25 protein-coding genes are annotated in these 17,208 nt (G+C 70.2%); 14 read left to right on the forward strand and 11 right to left on the reverse strand.

What is annotated here, in order from left to right; translation table 11 throughout:
- The first annotated feature begins 7 nt into the window (after positions 1–7).
- From ITJ64_RS01240 to ITJ64_RS01250, 3 genes are all read left to right on the forward strand, one after another.
- Entirely contained in the window at positions 8–1,591 is a 1,584-nt protein-coding gene (locus tag ITJ64_RS01240; RefSeq protein ID WP_194678947.1) for a carboxylesterase/lipase family protein, read from the forward strand.
- 116 nt (positions 1,592–1,707) lie between these two features.
- Positions 1,708–3,450, forward strand: coding sequence for an EAL domain-containing protein (locus ITJ64_RS01245; protein ID WP_194678949.1), 1,743 nt, complete (start codon positions 1,708–1,710; stop codon positions 3,448–3,450).
- A complete protein-coding gene (locus ITJ64_RS01250) occupies positions 3,447–4,208 on the forward strand; it encodes an HAD-IIB family hydrolase (RefSeq protein WP_194678950.1) in 762 nt (253 codons plus the stop codon). The genes ITJ64_RS01245 and ITJ64_RS01250 overlap by 4 nt, the downstream gene beginning before the upstream one ends.
- 22 nt (positions 4,209–4,230) lie before the next feature.
- On the opposite strand, the gene ITJ64_RS01255 is transcribed toward ITJ64_RS01250, so the two are convergent.
- Positions 4,231–5,835 carry a Na+/H+ antiporter gene (locus ITJ64_RS01255; protein ID WP_194678952.1) on the reverse strand — a complete coding sequence of 535 codons (1,605 nt, stop codon included), beginning with the start codon at positions 5,833–5,835 and terminating at the stop codon, positions 4,231–4,233.
- A 91-nt stretch (positions 5,836–5,926) separates the two neighbouring features.
- Here ITJ64_RS01255 and ITJ64_RS01260 point away from each other — a divergent pair, with 91 nt between their 5' ends.
- Both ITJ64_RS01260 and ITJ64_RS01265 read left to right on the forward strand, forming a co-directional pair.
- Positions 5,927–6,406 carry a PPOX class F420-dependent oxidoreductase gene (locus tag ITJ64_RS01260; RefSeq protein WP_194678953.1) on the forward strand — a complete coding sequence of 160 codons (480 nt, stop codon included), beginning with the start codon at positions 5,927–5,929 and terminating at the stop codon, positions 6,404–6,406.
- A 100-nt stretch (positions 6,407–6,506) separates the two neighbouring features.
- Entirely contained in the window at positions 6,507–6,734 is a 228-nt protein-coding gene (locus ITJ64_RS01265; RefSeq protein ID WP_194678954.1) for a hypothetical protein, read from the forward strand.
- Positions 6,735–6,752: 18 nt separating this feature from the next.
- Here the strand turns inward: ITJ64_RS01265 and ITJ64_RS01270 are convergent, their stop codons facing one another.
- The 5 genes from ITJ64_RS01270 to ITJ64_RS01290 all read right to left on the reverse strand — a co-directional run bounded on the left by ITJ64_RS01270 (position 6,753) and on the right by ITJ64_RS01290 (position 9,522).
- Complete coding sequence (locus ITJ64_RS01270) at positions 6,753–7,097, reverse strand: hypothetical protein (RefSeq protein ID WP_194678956.1); 345 nt, start codon at positions 7,095–7,097, stop codon at positions 6,753–6,755.
- Positions 7,097–7,531 carry a prevent-host-death protein gene (locus ITJ64_RS01275; RefSeq protein WP_194678957.1) on the reverse strand — a complete coding sequence of 145 codons (435 nt, stop codon included), beginning with the start codon at positions 7,529–7,531 and terminating at the stop codon, positions 7,097–7,099. Before ITJ64_RS01275 ends, ITJ64_RS01270 begins: the two co-directional genes overlap by 1 nt.
- Before the next feature lie 128 nt (positions 7,532–7,659).
- Positions 7,660–8,148, reverse strand: a complete 489-nt coding sequence (locus ITJ64_RS01280) for a YbaK/EbsC family protein (protein WP_194678958.1) — start codon at positions 8,146–8,148, stop codon at positions 7,660–7,662.
- Positions 8,138–8,386, reverse strand: coding sequence for a hypothetical protein (locus ITJ64_RS01285; RefSeq protein ID WP_194678959.1), 249 nt, complete (start codon positions 8,384–8,386; stop codon positions 8,138–8,140). Before ITJ64_RS01285 ends, ITJ64_RS01280 begins: the two co-directional genes overlap by 11 nt.
- Positions 8,387–8,499: 113 nt before the next feature.
- Positions 8,500–9,522, reverse strand: a complete 1,023-nt coding sequence (locus ITJ64_RS01290) for an aldo/keto reductase (protein WP_194678960.1) — start codon at positions 9,520–9,522, stop codon at positions 8,500–8,502.
- Positions 9,523–9,613: 91 nt separating this feature from the next.
- Here ITJ64_RS01290 and ITJ64_RS01295 point away from each other — a divergent pair, with 91 nt between their 5' ends.
- The 4 genes from ITJ64_RS01295 to ITJ64_RS01310 all read left to right on the forward strand — a co-directional run bounded on the left by ITJ64_RS01295 (position 9,614) and on the right by ITJ64_RS01310 (position 11,586).
- Positions 9,614–10,180, forward strand: a complete 567-nt coding sequence (locus ITJ64_RS01295; RefSeq protein ID WP_194678961.1) for a TetR/AcrR family transcriptional regulator — start codon at positions 9,614–9,616, stop codon at positions 10,178–10,180.
- Positions 10,181–10,232: 52 nt separating this feature from the next.
- Positions 10,233–10,736, forward strand: coding sequence for a DUF664 domain-containing protein (locus ITJ64_RS01300; RefSeq protein WP_194678962.1), 504 nt, complete (start codon positions 10,233–10,235; stop codon positions 10,734–10,736).
- Between the two features lie 69 nt (positions 10,737–10,805).
- Positions 10,806–11,285, forward strand: coding sequence for a hypothetical protein (locus ITJ64_RS01305; RefSeq protein WP_194678963.1), 480 nt, complete (start codon positions 10,806–10,808; stop codon positions 11,283–11,285).
- A complete protein-coding gene (locus ITJ64_RS01310) occupies positions 11,275–11,586 on the forward strand; it encodes a transcriptional regulator (RefSeq protein ID WP_194678964.1) in 312 nt (103 codons plus the stop codon). The genes ITJ64_RS01305 and ITJ64_RS01310 overlap by 11 nt, the downstream gene beginning before the upstream one ends.
- A 20-nt stretch (positions 11,587–11,606) precedes the next feature.
- On the opposite strand, the gene ITJ64_RS01315 is transcribed toward ITJ64_RS01310, so the two are convergent.
- A complete protein-coding gene (locus ITJ64_RS01315) occupies positions 11,607–11,873 on the reverse strand; it encodes a hypothetical protein (RefSeq protein ID WP_194678965.1) in 267 nt (88 codons plus the stop codon).
- A gap of 43 nt (positions 11,874–11,916) precedes the next feature.
- Positions 11,917–13,161, reverse strand: coding sequence for an MFS transporter (locus ITJ64_RS01320; protein WP_194678966.1), 1,245 nt, complete (start codon positions 13,159–13,161; stop codon positions 11,917–11,919).
- Between the two features lie 142 nt (positions 13,162–13,303).
- Between ITJ64_RS01320 and ITJ64_RS01325 the strand changes: the two genes are divergently transcribed.
- Positions 13,304–13,780: a cupin domain-containing protein gene (locus ITJ64_RS01325; protein WP_194678967.1), complete on the forward strand. Its 477-nt coding sequence runs from the start codon at positions 13,304–13,306 to the stop codon at positions 13,778–13,780.
- Positions 13,777–14,526 (forward strand): prolyl oligopeptidase family serine peptidase, encoded by a 750-nt coding sequence (locus ITJ64_RS01330; RefSeq protein WP_194678968.1) that lies wholly within the window; start codon positions 13,777–13,779, stop codon positions 14,524–14,526. Before ITJ64_RS01325 ends, ITJ64_RS01330 begins: the two co-directional genes overlap by 4 nt.
- 26 nt (positions 14,527–14,552) lie before the next feature.
- On the opposite strand, the gene ITJ64_RS01335 is transcribed toward ITJ64_RS01330, so the two are convergent.
- Positions 14,553–14,843, reverse strand: a complete 291-nt coding sequence (locus tag ITJ64_RS01335) for a chorismate mutase (RefSeq protein WP_194678969.1) — start codon at positions 14,841–14,843, stop codon at positions 14,553–14,555.
- A 134-nt stretch (positions 14,844–14,977) separates the two neighbouring features.
- Here ITJ64_RS01335 and ITJ64_RS01340 point away from each other — a divergent pair, with 134 nt between their 5' ends.
- From ITJ64_RS01340 to ITJ64_RS01350, 3 genes are read left to right on the forward strand one after another with little or no spacing between them, the layout of a single operon-like run.
- On the forward strand, positions 14,978–15,697 hold the full coding sequence (locus tag ITJ64_RS01340) for a DNA polymerase beta superfamily protein (protein WP_194678970.1): 720 nt from the start codon (positions 14,978–14,980) through the stop codon (positions 15,695–15,697).
- On the forward strand, positions 15,694–16,185 hold the full coding sequence (locus ITJ64_RS01345; RefSeq protein ID WP_194678971.1) for a hypothetical protein: 492 nt from the start codon (positions 15,694–15,696) through the stop codon (positions 16,183–16,185). The genes ITJ64_RS01340 and ITJ64_RS01345 overlap by 4 nt, the downstream gene beginning before the upstream one ends.
- A gap of 16 nt (positions 16,186–16,201) precedes the next feature.
- Positions 16,202–16,405: a hypothetical protein gene (locus tag ITJ64_RS01350; RefSeq protein ID WP_194678972.1), complete on the forward strand. Its 204-nt coding sequence runs from the start codon at positions 16,202–16,204 to the stop codon at positions 16,403–16,405.
- A 203-nt stretch (positions 16,406–16,608) separates the two neighbouring features.
- Here the strand turns inward: ITJ64_RS01350 and ITJ64_RS01355 are convergent, their stop codons facing one another.
- Both ITJ64_RS01355 and ITJ64_RS01360 read right to left on the reverse strand, forming a co-directional pair.
- A complete protein-coding gene (locus tag ITJ64_RS01355) occupies positions 16,609–16,848 on the reverse strand; it encodes a toxin (protein WP_194678973.1) in 240 nt (79 codons plus the stop codon).
- Positions 16,845–17,108: a ribbon-helix-helix protein, CopG family gene (locus ITJ64_RS01360; RefSeq protein ID WP_194678974.1), complete on the reverse strand. Its 264-nt coding sequence runs from the start codon at positions 17,106–17,108 to the stop codon at positions 16,845–16,847. The genes ITJ64_RS01355 and ITJ64_RS01360 overlap by 4 nt, the downstream gene beginning before the upstream one ends.
- Positions 17,109–17,208 lie beyond the last annotated feature (100 nt).

Genomic DNA, 17,208 nt, shown 5'->3' on the forward strand with positions numbered 1-17,208 from the left:
TGACCCCATGACGCACCTCCCGGGCGATCCGCTCCTCGTCGAGACCGAGTCCGGAGCCGTGCGCGGCACGCTCAGACGGGGAGTGCGCTCCTGGCGCGGCATCCCGTACGCCGCCCCTCCGCTCGGGCCGCTCCGGTTCCGGGCGCCCGCCCCGGCCGAGCCGTGGGACGGCGTGCGCGAGGCGCTCGACTTCGGCCCGGCCGCGGTGCAGCACGAGAACAAGGCGGTCGCGCTGCCCGAGGGCGTCACCCAGTCGGAGGACTGCCTCAGCCTGAACGTGCTGGCCCCGCCGCGCGAGCCGGGGTTCGACGACGGGCCGTTCCCGGTGATGGTCTGGATCCACGGCGGCGCGTACGTCGCCGGCTCCAGCGCCCAGCCGCTCTTCGACGGCACCGAGCTGGTGGCGAACGGCGACGTGATCGTGGTGAGCCTGAACTACCGCCTCGGCGCGCTCGGCTTCCTCGACTTCTCGAGCCTGGGCGACGGTTTCGAGACCAACGTCGCCCTGCGCGACCAGCTCGCCGCGCTGGCGTGGGTGCAGCGCAACATCGGGGCGTTCGGCGGCGACCCCGGCAACGTCACGCTGTTCGGGGAGTCCGCGGGCGCCGGCTGCGTCACGACGCTGCTCACCTCGCCCGCCGCCGACGGGCTGTTCCACCGGGCCATCGCCGAGAGCCCCCCCGCCACGAGCGTCTACGACCGCGAGCGGGCCGCCCGGGTGTCGCGCCGCTTCCTCGGCCTGCTCGGGCTTGACGCCGACGCCGACGCCTCCACGACGGCGGCCGAGCTCCGCACGATCGAGGCCGACCGCCTCGCCCGAGCGACTTTCGACCTCGTCGCCGCGGTGGCCGCCGAGCAGCCCGGAACCCTCGCCGTCGCGCCGGTGGTCGACGGGGAGCTCGTGCCCGAGCATCCGGTCGACGCCTACCGCGCGGGCCGTCAGCTGCCGGTTCCGCTCGTCATCGGCACGAACCACGACGAGGCGTCGCTGTTCCGCCTGATGAAGTCGCCGCTGATGCCGATCACCGCCGGCTCGGTGCACGTCATGTTCGAGGAGCTGGCGGCCGAGCATCCGGAGTTCGCCGCCGCCGAGAACCGCATCGAGGCCGCCTACCCGCGCTTCCCGCACCACCGCACCCCGGCCGAGCTCTCGCGCGACGCCGGCTTCCGGATGCCCAGCATCTGGCTCGCGTCGGCCCACAGCCGTGTCGCCCCCACCTGGATGTACCGCTTCGACCACAGCACCCCCGCGCTCACCCTGCTCGGCATCGGAGCGACGCACGGCGCCGAGATCGCCTACGTCTTCGGCACCCTCGGCGTCGGCCGCCGCGACCCGAGCTTCCGGCTCGGCGGCCTGGCCGAGGCGAGACGCCTGTCGGAGGCGGTGCAGCACCGCTGGCTCTCGTTCGCCGCGGAGGGCGAGCCGGCCGGCCTCAGCTCCCTCGAGAGCGCCGGCACAGCACCCGAGTGGCCACGGTACGACGAGGAGCGGAGGGCGACGATGCTGTTCGATCACGGCGAGCGCGTGTCCGACGACCCCGATGCGGCCATCCGGGAAGCCTGGGGAGACTCCACGATCTCCTTCGACTGACGCCCGCCGGGCACTACGCTCTGGGCAGGGGTGCTGTGAGGCAGGAGGCGAGGGATCCAGCGACTGGTCGGGCCCCGCTCGGCGCGCCCGCCCTCCTGCGGAACGGCCGCCGGCCGGTGCTCGTGCTGCTGGGCGTGACCGTCGCGCTGCTGATCGCCTCGCTGGTCGCGCTGTTCCTCCCCGGTGCGCACCCGCTGCTCGAGGGAGTGCTCTCGCTCGGCACGGAGTGGGCCGCCGTGCTCACCTGCATCGTCGCGGTCGTGCTCAGCCGGGCGCACCGGGCCGCGCCGGTGCTGGCGACGGCGGCGGTCGCCGCGACCGTGCTGGGCGACACGCTCTCGGTCGGCCTCGCCGACGGCAGCGGCGCGGTGCCCTTCCCCTCCTGGCCCGACGCCTCGTACACGGCCTTCTACCTGCTGCTCTACGCCGCCATCGTCGTGCTCGCCCGCCGCCACCTCGTCGCCCCGACCACCACCGTCGTCTTCGACGTCGTGATCACGGCGTTCGGCCTCGCCGCCCTGCTGGCGCTGGCCCTCACCCCGGTGCTCGACGAGGCGCTGATCGGCACCGAGACGACGGCTTTCGTGCTCTCGACGATCTATCCGCTCGTCGACGTGCTGCTGATCGCGACGATCGTGGCCATCGCCGCCTCCGACCGCTGGGGCGGCTACTGGCGGCTCGTGGCGGCGGCGCTGCTCCTGTACGCCGCGGCCGACACGGTGCTCGCGCTGCAGCTGCCGAGCGACGACTACCGCGCCGGCACCCCGCTCGACGCGGCCTGGATCGTCGGCTCGATCATCCTGACCGTCTGGGTCTGCGCGATCACCACCCACGCCGAGACACCCGCCCCGCCGGCCTCGGCCACTCGCGCCGGCACGACTCTCGCCATCGTCGCGATGGGTGCCGCGCTGGTGGTGCTCGTGCTGGCCCCGCTGATCGACGGGTCGCTGATCGCGGTCGCACTGGCCATGATCGCGCTGCTGACGACCGTGCTCTCGGTGGCGCTGCGCCGTGGTGCTCTGCCGGCGTTCGGGCAGACGGCCGAGCGCCGTCGCACCGTGCGCGAACTCCGCACCCGCGGCAGCCAGGAGCAGCTCGTGCTGCTCTACCAGCCGAAGGTGCGGCTCGCGACGGGCCGCATCGACGGCGTCGAGGCGCTCGTGCGCTGGAACCACCCCGTCCGCGGCCTGCTCGGCCCCGCCGAGTTCCTGCCGCTCCTCGACGAGGCCGGCACCCTGCGCGCCTGGACCACGCGCATCTTCACCCTCGCCCTCGACGACGCCGCGCGCTGGCGCCGCCGCGGCACCCCGGTGAGTGTCGCGGTCAACGTCACCGCCGAGTGGCTCCAGGATGCCCGGGCCGTGCACGAGGTGCTGCCGGCGCTCGGGCTCCGCTCGCTGCCCGCCTCGGCCCTCACGATCGAGATCACCGAGCAGTCGCTCGTCGCCGAACCCGAGGCCGTCGCGCGCCGGATCGAACCCCTCCGTGCCGCGGGCGTGCGCATCTCGCTCGACGACTTCGGCACCGGCTACAACTCGCTCAGCGTGCTGCACGACTTCGCGGTCGACGAGGTGAAGATCGACCGCAGCTTCGTCGAGGCCGTCGGCTCCGACACCCGGGCCCGCGCACTGGTGCGCTCGACCATCGCCCTGGCGGGCGCGCTCGGCAGCGAGACCGTGGCCGAAGGTGTCGAGACGGAGGAGCAGCGCCTGCTGCTGGCCGAGATGGGCTGCACCTTCGCGCAGGGCTTCCTGATCTCGGAGCCGGTGCCCGCGGAGCGGATCGACGACCTGCTAGCCTCGCCTGGAACCCCCACCACCCCGCTGCGACCGCAGCCGACAGAGGAGAACTCCGCTTGACGACGAACGTCCGCCTGGTCGCCTTCGACCTCGACGACACGCTCGCGCCCTCGAAGGCGCCCCTCGACCCGCGCATGGCGCAACTGCTCGTCGAGCTGCTCGACGTCGTGCCCGTGTGCGTCATCTCGGGAGGCCAGTTCGGCCAGTTCGAGTCGCAGCTCGTGGCGAACCTGCCCGCGTCGGCCGGCGACAAGCTCGCGCGCCTGCACCTCATGCCCACCTGCGGCACCCAGTACTACCGCTACGAGAACGACGGGTGGACCCAGGTCTACGCCGAGAACCTCACCGACGAGCAGAAGGCCGAGGCCCAGGCGGCGCTCGAGTCCGAGGCCAAGCGGCTCGGGCTCTGGGAGACCGAGACCTACGGCCCGGTGCTGGAAGACCGCGGCTCGCAGATCACCTTCTCGGCCCTCGGCCAGGCGGCCCCCGTCGACATCAAGTCGGCCTGGGACCCGGACGGCGCCAAGAAGGAGCTCCTCCGCGCCGCCGTCGCCGAGCGGCTGCCCGAGCTCGAGGTGCGCTCGGGCGGATCGACCTCGGTCGACATCACCCGCAAGGGCATCGACAAGGCCTACGGCATGAACCGCCTGGCCGAGCTGACCGGCATCGCGCAGGACGACATGCTCTTCGTGGGCGACCGCCTCGACGAGGGCGGCAACGACTACCCGGTCAAGGCGATGGGGATCGACACCGTGGCCGTGCACAACTGGCACGACACCGCGGCGTTCGTCGAGGGCTTCCTGGCCGAGCGCCGCTAGGCGCTGCGGCGGTCGGCGCCCGTCACTCCCCCTTGCGGGGCTTGCCGATGTTGAGCTCGGTCTCCTCGACGTCGATCTTGGCGAGCACCGACTTCACGGCCCGCTCCTGGTAGCGGCCCTCCGAGCGTGCCTGCAGCACGGCCTGTCGCTCGGCCTCGATCATGATGCGGCGCAGGCGGTTGTAGGCGCGCGCCGGAGGTTCGGCTCCCTCCGGTGAGGGGTTCTCGAGGGCATCCGTCAAGAAGGTCGCGTTCAGACGCAGGCGGTCGACGACCCGCTGCTCGTCGGCGTCGGTGACCTCGCTCTCGAGCCGCGCGAGGCCCTGGCTCTGGGCCTCGGACATCAGCATGTGCACCTCGGTCATCTCCTGCGAGAAGTCGGGCGGCGGCAGCTTCAGCCGGCGGATCACGAACGGCAGGAACGCGCCCTCGACGAGCGTGCCGACCACCACGACGAAGGCCAGGAACTGCAGGAACGAGCGCTGGGGCGTCTCCTCGGGCAGCAGGAACACGGCGGCGAGGGTCACCACCCCGCGGATGCCCGCGAACGACACCGCCGTTCCGGTGCGGTAGCTCCAGCCGCGGTTGCGCAGCCACTGCGGGCCGAAGCGGTACGCGGTCGTGGTCATCATCATCCAGACGAAGCGCGAGAGGAAGATCGCCAGGAGCAGCACCGCCGAGATGACCACCGTCGGCCAGAGGCCGGGTCCGCCGTTCGCCACCCCCTGGAAGATGCCGAACAGGCTGAGGCCGATGAACAGGAACACCGCGTTCTCGAGCAGGAACTGGATGGTGCGCCAGTTCAGCGACTCGGCGATGCGCGACTCGGCGGTCTGGATGACGGGCGCCTTGAATCCCAGGTAGAGGCCGGCGACCACGACGGCGAGCACCCCCGAGCCGTGCAGCAGCTGGGCCGGGATGAACGCCACGAACGGCGTGACCAGCGAGAGGCTGGTGTCGAGCACCGGTGAGCGCAGCGGCTTGCGGATGAGCGCGAAGACCCAGCCCACGAGGAAGCCGACCCCGACGCCCACGACCACCGCGACCACGAACTCGAGGATGATGCCCCACGGCGTCAGAGGCTCGGCGCCGGGCGTGTTCGCGCTGACGATCGCCGCGATGGCCGCGTTCAGCGCCACCAGCGCGGTCGCGTCGTTCAGCAGGCTCTCGCCCTCGAGCACGGTGACCAGGCGGCGGGGCAGCTTGAGACGGCCGGCGATCGCGGTGACGGCCACCGCATCCGTCGGCGCCACGACCGCCCCGAAGGCGAAGGCCGCCGCGAGCGAGATCGCCGGGATGATCAGCCAGGCGGTCAGCCCGACGGTGACGACCGTGAACACCACGAGGCCCACCGAGAGCAGCAGGATGCCGTCACGTCTCGCCCGCACGTCGGCGAACGAGGTGCGGATGGCCGCCGCGAACAGCAGCGGCGGCAGCAGCCCGTAGAGGATGAGATCGGGCTCCACCGCAATCGTCGGCACGCCCGGGATGAACGAGACGAGCGCCCCGACCGCCACCAGGGCGACCGGTGCCGACCAGCCGACGCGGCCCGCGACTCCGGTGACGGCGACCGTGACGACCACGAACGAGACGATCCACACGATGGTCCCGACCGCATCCGCCTCCATGCCCACCATTATGACGGGCGCCGCCCGCCCCCGTGACGGGGTGGATTCGGCGCGATCGGCGGGCGAGCATCCGTCGACCTACCCTGGAGTCATGGCCAGAACCATCTCCACCACCACCGAGGTCGACCGCGACGGCATGCTGGCTTTCGTGCGACCCAGGCACCGGATGCTCGTCGCCACCACCCGCGCCGACGGCCGACCCCAGATGTCCCCGGTCTCGGGCGGGGTCGACGCCGAGGGCCGCATCGTCATCTCCACCTACCCCTCGCGCGCGAAGGCACGCAACGCGTCCCGCCGCCCCGCCGCCTCGGTGCTCGTGCTCTCGGACGACTGGAACGACGCCTGGATCCAGGTCGACGGCGACGCCGAGGTGCTGCACATGCCCGAGGCGGCCGACGGCCTCGTGGACTACTACCGCTGCATCGCGGGCGAGCACCCCGACTGGGCGGAGTACCGCTCCGCGATGGCCCTCCAGGACAAGTCCCTTCTCCGCATCACACCGACCCGCTGGAGCCCCATCGCCACGGGCGGCTTCCCGCCCGACGTCGCGGCCCGCCTCGACGCCCTCTGACCCGCTGTCTCGCTGCCCCTCTGCTGTCCCCGGGTGAACACCTGACGAACCCGGGCCGCCCCCGATTGCCACGCCTTCCGTCGTCGCGCACACTCTTAGTGTGACCCCGGACGCGCCCCGACCTCCCCGAGCCTCGCGCCGCACGCCCGCCGTCGCGGCACTCCACACCGCAGGAGTCACCACCCTCGCGATCGCGATCGCGATCGCGACCCTCGGCCTCGTCATCTACCTCGGCGGCAACGAGGTCGCGTTCCTCCTGCTGCTCCTCGGCCTCGTCATCTTCGTCCTGGGCATCGGTCTCCTGACGGCAGCCCGCCGCCTCTCCTAGCCGGGTGGTACCGAGCGGCTACTTCGTCGCGTTCGGGTGGTGCGTGTGGACCTGCTCGAGATGGACGACCTGCGCCTCGACGTAGAACCAGATGCGCGCATCGCCCTGCCGCGTCGGCTTGTGCTGCCATCGCACGTACTCGGCGCCTCCGCGGGTGACGATCCCCAGGGCACCCTTGAGCGGATAGTTCGTCAGCGTGACGTCGAGCGGCGTTCGGGTCAGGAAGTCCCACGCATCGACCAGGGCGTTCCGATTGGTCGCTCGAAGATCAACCCAGCCCTTCTGTGCCTGCACTGAGGCGAAGCGGATTTCGTACTCGCTCTTCTTCGTCGGCCGCTCGACCTTCGAGTGCGCTCCGGCCATCAGGGGCGTTCGACCGGCATCTCGTCGTCCAGCCAGTCCACGGGCGAATCCTTCATTTCGGCGGCGAGCGCCGATGCGGTCTCGCGCCACGAGGTCAATTCGGCGGCGATCACGTGGGCCTGGCCGATGGCGAAGGACGCCCGTGCCGCGTCGACGAGGTCATGGGCGCAGCGTTCTCGATCTGCCCGGCTCAGTGCGAGCATCCACGGGTAAGCGTTCGCCATCCTGTCGGCCAGACTCCCACGATCGTCGATGGCCACCGCGATCAACTGAGCGGCGAACTGGAGGAGCTGCTCGCGGGAATCGGCATCCCGCTGCGACATCAGCACGAGATCCTGTCCATCCCGTCGGGTCACGCTGACGGGACCCTCTTCGGCCGCCGCGAAGACCCGAGGGGCATTACGGCTGAGATCGGACGACGGAAACTCACGCATACGATCATCGTACTTCAGAACGTATTCAGATATCACCGCCGCCTCGCCTTGTCGTCATTAATTGAGTTGCACTCATCTTGGCAGAGTGAGTGCCAACAGCAAGTAGTGATGTCCGACGCCGTCGGGCCTCAGTCGGCGGCGACCCGCACCGTCGGGCCCGCCGTGAGGGCGGTGAGCTGGGCGAACGTCAGGGGCACCACGGTGTGCGGCGTGCCGGCTGCAGCCCAGAGGGTCTCGTAGTCGGCGAGCGCCTCGTCGACGACCGTGCGCACGGGTGCAGGATGCCCGACCGGCGCGACCCCGCCGATGGCCTGCCCCGTCACCTCGCGCACCCGCTTCGCGGGCGCCATCACGACGGCCTGCGCGCCGAGCTGCTCCGCGAGGATGTCGGTGTCCACCCGGTGACGGCCGCTGGTCATCACGAGCACCGGCTCCCCGTCGGCCAGGAACAGCAGGCTGCTGGCGATCGCGCCGACCTCGCAGCCGAGCGCCTCGGCCGCTTCCGCGGCGGTCCGCGTCGAGGAGGGCAACTCGCGCACGCGAGCGTCGATCCCGGCGTCGATCAGGTGCTGCTGCACGATGCGGCTGCGCTCGGGCAGCTGCCGTTCATCGGTCACGGTCGACGCTCCCTGACCCCGCGCTCGCGATCGACGGACCCGCAGCCCGCTTGTCGGCCACGTACTTCCGGCGCGCGCGAACCAGCTGCGCGATCCCGAGCGCCAGCCAGGCGACCGGGAACAGCCAACGCCAGAGCTCCACGTCCCCACCGCCGAAGAGCACGGGCACGCTGGCCCCCGCGACGACGAAGAACACGACGGCCAGCCCTGCGGTCGCCTTCCAGCCCAATCCGTTCATCCGATCCCCCAATCGCGAGCGACTCTACCGGCCCGTGCGACCGACCCGACACCCCCAGCCCGAGGCAGCCGGCACACGCCCGCCGAGCCGCCCGACGCGGACGAGAACGTCCCCTACCCCGCCGAGCGGGCCGAGACTGGCCGTCGCCGCAGAGAACCATCCAGCACCTCCGGGCCCCGATAAACCATGTCCATCGCCCCGATGCTCTCCCCCGGCGGAACGATCGCATCGATCCGATCGAGCACCTCATCCGACAGCGAGACCGACGCCCCTGCCAGTGTGTCCTCGAGCTGCGCCATAGTGCGCGGCCCGGCGATGGCCGAGGTCACCCCCGGATGCGCCACGGCGAACGCCATCGCCAGATGCGTCAGCGGCATCCCCGCCTCGTCGGCCAGCGCAATGAGCTGCTCGATGGCACCGAGCCGCCGCTCATCCTGAAAATGCCGCATGCCCGTGCTCGCCCGGAAGTTCTCGTTCGCCTGCCCCGCCCGGTACTTTCCCGACAGCGCCCCGCCCGCGAGCGGGCTGTACACCAGCGTGCCCATCCCGTACCGCTCGGCGACCGGCAGGATCTCCCGCTCGATCTCCCGATCGAGGATCGAGTAGTTCGGCTGCTCGGTGCGGAACCGCTCGAACCCGCGCCGCTCCGAGACCCACTGCGCCTCGACGATCTCCGACCCGCGCATCGACGACGACCCGATCGCGAGCACCTTGCCCTCGCGAACGAGGTCGGTGAGCGCCGAGAGCGTCTCGTCGATGTCGGTGTCGGGCTGCGGCCGGTGCAGCTGGTACAGGTCGATCCGGTCCGTCCGCAGGTTGCGCAGCGACCGCTCGACGGCCTGCCTGATCCACCGCCGCGATGCCCCGCGGTGGTTCACGTCGTCGTCGACCGGCCCCCAGAACTTGGTGGCGAGCACGACGTCATCGCGCCGCCCGACGAGCGCCTCGCCCACGACCTCCTCCGAGTCGCCGTAGCGGTCGGCCGTGTCGATGAAGTTGATGCCGCCGTCGAGCGCGCGGTGGATGATCCGCACGCCCTCCTGGCGATCGGGGTTACCGAACGAGCCGAGCATCATGGCGCCGAGCGCATAGGGCGTCACCATGATCCCGGTGCGTCCGAGGGGTCGATACTGCATGGGGTCCTCCTGTTAGGATCAGATACGGAACACCGTTCCGCTACACCGACCACTATACGGAACACTGTTCCGTTTATGCAAGGGCCCTTCTGTGACCTCGACGACCGAACCGCGAAAAGTGCGAGCGGATGCGCGGCAGAACCTCGACGCCCTCCTCACCGCCGCGCGCACGGTCTTCGCCCGCGCGGGAGTGGACGCGCCAGCCCGCGAGATCGCCACCGAAGCCGGAGTCGGGGTCGGCACCCTCTACCGCCACTTCCCCAACCGCGCCGAGCTCGTGGCCGCGGTCTTCACCTCGGAGATCGACGCCACGGCAGCGGCGGCGGGTGAACTGCTGGCCGAGCATCCGCCCAAGGAAGCGCTCGACCTCTGGATCACCCGCTTCACCCGCTTCGTCGCCACCAAGCAGGGCCTCTCGGCCGCGCTGCGCTCGGGCGACCCGGCGTTCGACGCCCTGCCCGCGCTGCTCATGGGCAAGCTCGGCCCAGCCCTCGCCTCGCTGCTCGACGCGGCCGCGGCGGCCGGCGACATCCGCGACGACGTCGACCCTCTCGAGCTCCTGCAGGCGGTCGGCGATCTCAGCCACCGCGCCCCCTCCGCCGACGGAACGCCGAACCCGATGGTGCGCCTCCTCCTCGACGGCCTCCGCGCTCGGTAGAACTGCGCCTCGAACCAGTGCGCTCGCGGGCCCGCTCCGCGATACTCGGTGCATGGAACGCACCGATCACCCCGCGACCTGGGACGAACGATCGACCCTGCTCACGATGCTGCAGTACACCCGCGACACCGCCATCGAGAAGGCGACGGGTCTGACGGATGCCCAGGCCGCCGCCGCCCCGATCGCCACGTCGCCGCTGATGAGCGTCGGCGGCGTGCTCAACCACCTGCGCTGGGTCGAGCACTCCTGGATCGAGAACCGCTTCGTCGGCGGCCCCGACCTCGGACCCTGGACCGACGAGTCGCCCGACCAGGAGTTCATCGACGGCGCGACCCTGCCTCTGCAGGCCGTGATCGACGGCTACCGCGCGCAGGCGGTCACGACCGACGCGATCATCACCCGCCTGCAGCTCGACGACCGTTCGCTGACGGGGTTCCGCTCGGGCGAGCATCCGACGCTCCGCTGGGTGATCCTGCACCTCATCGAGGAGAACGCCCGCCACAACGGGCACCTCGACATCCTCCGCGAGCTCGCCGACGGCACCACGGGCGACTGACCGTCCACCGCGCCCCTCGCTTCAGCCGAGCTGTTGCTTAACCGGTCGGCAAGTGAAAGACTTCACTGTATGGAAAGCGACATCGAGAGCAGCAACGGGGCCGGCCGCACCGACGGGGCCGCGGCGCGCGATGCCCTGTCGGCACTGGACGCCGACCGGCAGGCACTGGCCGACCGCATCCGCACACCGGCGTGGTACTACCCGCTGCTGGGATTGTCGACGGCCCTGATCATCGGCTCACCGGGCCCGGGCGCGCCGACGCAGTTCGTGCTGGTGGCGTTCGGCTGCCTCGGCATCACCTTCCTCTCGCTGGCCTACCAGCGCATCACGGGCATGACCATCTCGCGGATGGCCGGGCCGAAGAGCCTCGTGGTCTCGATCGTGCTCGGCATCGTGATCGTGCTGCTGCTCGGCGTCTCGCTCACCCTGACCGCCGTCGGGCATCCGGAGTGGGTCGCGGCCAGCGCGGCGGTGGCCTTCGCGGCGATGTGGGGCGGCGGCCGGTTGTACGACCGCGTCTACGACCGCGAGCTGCGCGATGGACGCTGACGCCGGGTTCGACGAGCAGATCCACGCCCCGACCCGACTGCGCATCTGCGGGCTGCTGCGACCGGTCGACGCGGCGGAGTTCGCGGTGCTCCGGTCGACGCTGGATCTGTCGGAGGCGAACCTCTCGAAGACGCTCCGCGCGCTCACCGACATCGGCTACGTGCGCGTCACCAAGGCCTCGTCGTCGAGCCGCGGCGACCAGCGCCGCACCACGACCGTGGCGTTGACGGCGGACGGGCGCCGGGCCTTCGACGGGCACGTGGCGGCCCTCCGCCGCATCGCGGGCGACCTCGGCAGCTGAGGCCCCTGTTCCGTGGTCCGTCAGCGTGGGCGGTCGGTGATTCGCCGCGCCCACACCCGCAGCAGCATGGGCACGAAGAGGTAGACCGCAGGCGGGATGACCGCCACCGTCACGATCAGCGAGCGCAGCACGGTGGCGCCGATCGGTTCGGTGGGCGACAGGATCCAGTTCACCAGCGCGACCTCGGGGAAGATCACGAGCCACGTCAGCAGCGCTCGAACGTGCACCGATGGCTGCCGCGGGGCAACGCCGACCGCCTGCCGCGACGCGCCGGCACCCACGCTCACGCCTGGCTGCTCAGCCGCACCCGCCCCGCCGCCCGCGCCCGCCTCACCCATCCCGCGCCACCGCCAACGCCCGCGTCGTCGGCGCCCCCGGCCGCCGCCGGCGAATCAACGTCAGCACCACCAGCACCGCCGACAGCACGATCATGCTCACCGCCCCGATCATCACCGCGTTCAGCAGGCTCGAGAACGTCGCGACGAGCCCGAGCACCACCGCGACAGCCCCCTGCGACGCATACGCCGCGAGGTAGAACGCCGAGATCGCACCGGCTCGATGATGCGGCGGCGCGTGCAGGCTCACGTACCCGAGCCCGCCCGAGAACGCGGCCGCGTACGCTCCCCCGCCGAACGCGGCGGCGAGCAGGAAGTACACCACCGACCCGAGCAACGCAGAGACGGCGAAGAGCACGAACGCACCGATCGCGAAGATCCCGCCCACCCGCATCGACACCCGCGGTCCCAGCCGACGCGACACGACCGCCACGATCCCGGCCACGACGAACATGGTGCCGAGCAGCGAGCCGATCACCAGAGAGTTCTGGGCGTCTAACAGCTGCCGCGCGATGCTGGCCCCCAGGGCGAGCAGGATGCCGCCGGTCATGTAGGCGATGCTCGCCGCCAGCGCCGCAGTCGCGAAAATGAGCCCCTGCCCGGGCGGGATCGCGACGTCGACGGATGGCCGCCACCGTCCAGACGTGACGGCGACGGCGCCGGCGGGCTCGGGCAGGAACACCACGAGAACTCCCACCACCACGATCACGACGATCAGCACCCAGTAGTCGAGCGACAGCGGGAACGGCCCGTACTGCACGAGCCCGCCGCCCACGACAGTCGAGAGCACCACGCCCAGAGCGGTGGCGGCCGTGGTGACGGAGGCGGCCACCCGCGCCCGTCCGCGTTTGCTGAACTCCAGCACGGCCGCACTGGCGGGGCTGAGGGCGAGACCGACCCCGATGCCCATGAACGCTCGGCCGACGAACAGCATCTGCACGTCGAGGGCGACAGCGAAGAGCAGGGTGCCGACGAGCATCCCGGCTACACCGAGCAGAATCGCGATGCGCCGGCCGACGTGGTCGCTGAGGCTGCCCGTGAGGAGCAGGGTGACGACCAGGGCCACGGGGTAGGTGCCGAAGACGGCAGTGACGACGACCGGGCTGAGGTCCCACTCGGCCGAGTAGAGGGGGTACGAGGTGCTCGGTGCGCCGCTGGTCCAGAGGGCGATGAGGGCCACGGCGGCGGCGGTCCAGTAGGCGCCCGCGCGCCCCAGTCGGCGGTGTGCGCGTCCTCCCATGACCTCCACGCTAGAGGGGCGACGTCGGCGACGGCCCCGACAGGAGTCGGAATCGAGTGGGGCCGCATCCGTTCTCTGTGTGCATTCGCGGCGCACCTCGGGCACACTGGCCCAACACATCCCTGCGACGAGGAGTTCGACGATGAGCACTGACGAGATCATTCTGGGCGACCTGCCCGCCGGCATCGTGCGGGCCGACGAGGCGTTCGGCGGCCGCGTCTGGAACGTGCTGGGCCACACCTACACGACCAAGATCGAGAGCGCGAACACCTACTCCTGGCTCTCGTTCGACCCGGCCGGCACCGGCGTGCCGCCGCACGTGCACCCCACGCAGGACGAGTTCATCTACGTCTTCGAGGGCGTCTACACCCTCTACCTCGACGGCCAGTGGACCACCGCCGGCCCCGGCGACCTGGTTCAGATGCCCCGCAACCTCCCCCACGCCTACTACAACAAGCAGGAGACGGATGCGAAGTCGCTCTTCTGGGTGAGCCCCGGCGGCAAGCTGGCGAACCTCTTCAGCCTGCTGCACAACGTCACCGACCCCGACGAGGTCGTGCGTCTCTCGGCGGCGAACGGCGTCGACTTCCTGGCACCGGGCTCGGTCGAGGGCGCGTGACGGCGACGGATGCTCGTCCGCACGGCTTCCTCGAGGCCGACCTCGTGCGGCGGTACGGCCCGCACGCCGACCAGTGGGTCGAGCTCTGGAATCCGGATGCGCGTGCTCTCACCGGCTCGCCCGGCACCGTCGTTCTGATCCACGGCGGCTACTGGCGTGCGCCCTACACCGCCGAGCTCATGCGGCCGCTCGTGCCGCAGTTCACGGCCCGTGGCTGGACGGTGGGGAACATCGAGTACCGGCGGGGCGCGGACGGCTGGGGCGCGCTGCGCGACGACCTGGCGTCGGCGCTGACCGCTATCCGCGCGGAGGGCCCGACGTCGCGACTGGCTCTCGTCGGCCACTCGGTCGGCGGCCAGCTCGCCCTTCTCGGCGGCGAGGCGGGCGACGCGGTCGTGGCACTGGCTCCCGTCACCGACGTCGTCCGCAGCTACCACGAGGGCGTCGGCACCGGCGCGGCCGCCGAGTTCTTCCGCGGCGCCCCCGACGAGCTCCCCGACACCTACGCCGCGGCATCTCCCCTTGCCCAAGGGCCCCCACCTGCTGAGGTACTCATCATCCACGGCACAGACGACGCCCGAGTCCCCATCGCCCACACCCACGCCTACCTCGAGGCAGCCCGCGAGGCGGGCGGCACCGTGACGCTCGTCGAGCCACCGCACCTCGCGCACATGGACGCGATCGCCCCCGAGGCACCGCACTTCGCGGCCGTGCACGAGTGTCTCGACCGCTGGGCCGAGCGCTAGTGGCGGCAGCACCTCTCTCGATCTCGCTAAACGCCTCTCGAGCCCTCGTGCACCGTTAGTTCTAGATCGATGAACGCGGCGATCATCGCACGGTAGGTTCGCTCAACAACCTCGGGTGACGCCCCCGCCTCGTCGGCCAGGGCGCGCACCTTGTCAATGACCTTCTCCACTCGATCCGGCGCCCGCACAGCCTGACGATCCTGCTTCAGCGTGCCCGCTTCGACCACCCACTGCTGCCGCTGAGCGATCAGCTCCACGAGTTGCCGATCCAAAGCGTCGATGTCCGCGCGAACATCCTCGATCCCACGTTCAGCCATGCCGCAACCGTACCCACATACCTCCGCTGCCTTCAGACGCGTCCTGTATTGCGCCTCGACGGCCCCAGGATGACGCATGAACACTTTGGCCCTAGGCTGATCTGCTGCTCGATCGCGAACTGGGAGGTGAAGTCGTGCAGACCATCGTCACCGCGGAGTACGGCTCGCGCGCCATCGGCGTCGCGACTGAAGACTCCGACCACGACCTCATGAGCGTCTTCGTCGAAGCCCCCGAGTACATCCTCGGCATCGAGACGATCGACACCGAGGCATCCTCCACCGCACCCGCCGGCAGCCGTTCCACCCGCGAAGACACCGATACCACGCGATACCCGCTGCGGAAATGGTCCCAGCTCGCCGCCATCGGCAACCCCACTGTGCTGTCGCTGCTGTTCCTAGACCCCATCGAGAGCACCGAGCACTGGAAGCTCTTGAGAAGCATTCGGGATGCATTCATCTCACGCGAGGCCGGCCGGCGATTCCGGGGCTACTCGCTGGGACAGCGGCAGGCGATCGTGGGGGCGCGCAACAAGCGCACCAACAGGCCTGAGCTGATCCACAAGCACGGCTACGACACCAAGTTCGCCTATCACATGGTCCGCACCGCGATGCAGGGCATCGAGCTCATGACCACCGGCGCACTACGCCTCCCCATGGCGCCGAGCGACCTCGAGATTCTCCGCTCGATCCGCGCTGGATCCATCACCAAAGACGCCGTTCTCGCCCTCGCTTCTGAACTCGACGACAACCTCGCGGTCGCCATCGAGCGCACCGAGGCCAACGATCAGCCAGACCGGAGACTCATCAACTACACCCTTCGCCGCATCTACCTCGACTCGTGGGGCTCCCGATGAACCCCGCGGTCATCGTGGACGTCGACGGCACCCTCGCTGACGTGTCGGGCATCCGCCACTACGTCCTCGACAACCCGCACAAGAAGCTCTTCGCCAAGTTCCATGGGGCATCGGCACTCGTGCCCCCGATCGCCGAGGTCGCTGCCGTCACTCGAGCGCTCCACTCGGCCGGCCTCACGATCGTCGTCCTCACCTCCCGCCGCGAGCAGTGGCGGCACATCACCCGCCGCTGGCTCGCAAAGTGGGAGATTCCCTTCCACGCGCTCGGCATGCGGGCCGACCACGACAACCGCCGCGACGACGACGTGAAGCGCGACCTGCTCAGCCAAATGCGGCACCTGTACGACGTCGACCCCGTCCTTGCGATCGACGACAATCCCACCGTCATCGCCCTCTGGCGCTCCCTCGACATCCCCACCGTGCGCGTCCCCGGCTGGGACGAGCAACCGACCACTGCCATGCCACTGGGCCCCAATCACCGACGATAGCGAAAGGAGAGTCCCGATGGCTGCGGATGAGATCGACTACGAGGCCTTGGCAGCCCGGCTCACTGACCCCGAAGTTGAGACGGTAGCCCAGCGGGAACTGTATGGCGAAGAGGCGGCCGCTCATGGCCGGGCCCTCCTGCTGCGGGAGTACGGCTCCGAGGAAGCACTCAAGGCATCGTTGCGACCAGGCAGGCCCAAACTCAGCATCAGAAAGCCGTGACCTTCGCCAGCAGTGCGCACTCGCGCTACTCCGCGACGGCTTCCACTACCGCCCGAGGCCTCACCGAACCCAATGGTGCGACCCCTCCGCGACATCGTCCGTTTCCGCCGATCACGACATCCGTCGGTGAAATCGGCAACGAAGCCTCGATCGAGCGGCGACGATCAAAGCTCCTCGTCGCTTCAGACCGGGTCGAGGGGCCCTCAGGGCAGCAAGTCGAACATCTGCGGTCGAGCCTTCATCGAGTGGATGATGAGCTCGTTCCCACTGTCGAACCGCAGCACCACGAGTTCCAGCAATCGACCGCCGGTATCGAATCCGAGACGGAGCTGGCGGGCGGGACTGTCATCATCGAGGTCCTCGACCCACAACGGCCACGTCGCGGCCTGGATCGAATCATCAGGGTCCACACCATGCTTCAACGCGGAGGGATGAACTTTCATGCGGCCGACGCGGCCAGAGCCTCACGAACCACTTCAGACCGGGACTTCTGCTCGCGTGCAGCGCGTTCGTCGATCTCGGCGAGTTCCTCAGCGGTGAGTCGTATGGCAACGACCTGAGTGGGCTCCGCGCCGCGCCCTGGACGCCCGCGACCGCGCTTCTTAAGCGACTTCACGTCATATCCCGTCTCAGCCTCGGCTGCCCAGGCTTGGATCTGCTCCTCCGTGACAGGAACACCGTCGATCGTCTCTCGCTCATCCATATTCTTTATCGTAATACGAAATCCGCACCCGCGACAGCGCCGAGCGCCCGGGAAAAACCTCTGCCTTGGCGTGGCGCTCGAAGTTCGCCGTTTCGAATCG

Source organism: Herbiconiux sp. VKM Ac-1786 (genome assembly GCF_015350805.1).
Lineage (GTDB): Bacteria > Actinomycetota > Actinomycetes > Actinomycetales > Microbacteriaceae > Herbiconiux.

Coding starts and splice junctions, on each gene's coding strand:
- ITJ64_RS01310 (WP_194678964.1), top strand. CDS start 11,275: ATGGACGCTGACGCCGGGTTCGACGAGCAGATCCACGCCCCGACCCGA.
- ITJ64_RS01325 (WP_194678967.1), top strand. CDS start 13,304: ATGAGCACTGACGAGATCATTCTGGGCGACCTGCCCGCCGGCATCGTG.
- ITJ64_RS01240 (WP_194678947.1), top strand. CDS start 8: ATGACGCACCTCCCGGGCGATCCGCTCCTCGTCGAGACCGAGTCCGGA.
- ITJ64_RS01275 (WP_194678957.1), bottom strand. CDS start 7,531: ATGCGTGAGTTTCCGTCGTCCGATCTCAGCCGTAATGCCCCTCGGGTC.
- ITJ64_RS01270 (WP_194678956.1), bottom strand. CDS start 7,097: ATGGCCGGAGCGCACTCGAAGGTCGAGCGGCCGACGAAGAAGAGCGAG.
- ITJ64_RS01320 (WP_194678966.1), bottom strand. CDS start 13,161: ATGGGAGGACGCGCACACCGCCGACTGGGGCGCGCGGGCGCCTACTGG.
- ITJ64_RS01355 (WP_194678973.1), bottom strand. CDS start 16,848: ATGAAAGTTCATCCCTCCGCGTTGAAGCATGGTGTGGACCCTGATGAT.
- ITJ64_RS01290 (WP_194678960.1), bottom strand. CDS start 9,522: ATGCAGTATCGACCCCTCGGACGCACCGGGATCATGGTGACGCCCTAT.
- ITJ64_RS01350 (WP_194678972.1), top strand. CDS start 16,202: ATGGCTGCGGATGAGATCGACTACGAGGCCTTGGCAGCCCGGCTCACT.
- ITJ64_RS01255 (WP_194678952.1), bottom strand. CDS start 5,835: ATGGAGGCGGATGCGGTCGGGACCATCGTGTGGATCGTCTCGTTCGTG.
- ITJ64_RS01300 (WP_194678962.1), top strand. CDS start 10,233: ATGGAACGCACCGATCACCCCGCGACCTGGGACGAACGATCGACCCTG.
- ITJ64_RS01260 (WP_194678953.1), top strand. CDS start 5,927: ATGGCCAGAACCATCTCCACCACCACCGAGGTCGACCGCGACGGCATG.
- ITJ64_RS01305 (WP_194678963.1), top strand. CDS start 10,806: ATGGAAAGCGACATCGAGAGCAGCAACGGGGCCGGCCGCACCGACGGG.
- ITJ64_RS01285 (WP_194678959.1), bottom strand. CDS start 8,386: ATGAACGGATTGGGCTGGAAGGCGACCGCAGGGCTGGCCGTCGTGTTC.
- ITJ64_RS01335 (WP_194678969.1), bottom strand. CDS start 14,843: ATGGCTGAACGTGGGATCGAGGATGTTCGCGCGGACATCGACGCTTTG.
- ITJ64_RS01345 (WP_194678971.1), top strand. CDS start 15,694: ATGAACCCCGCGGTCATCGTGGACGTCGACGGCACCCTCGCTGACGTG.
- ITJ64_RS01360 (WP_194678974.1), bottom strand. CDS start 17,108: ATGGATGAGCGAGAGACGATCGACGGTGTTCCTGTCACGGAGGAGCAG.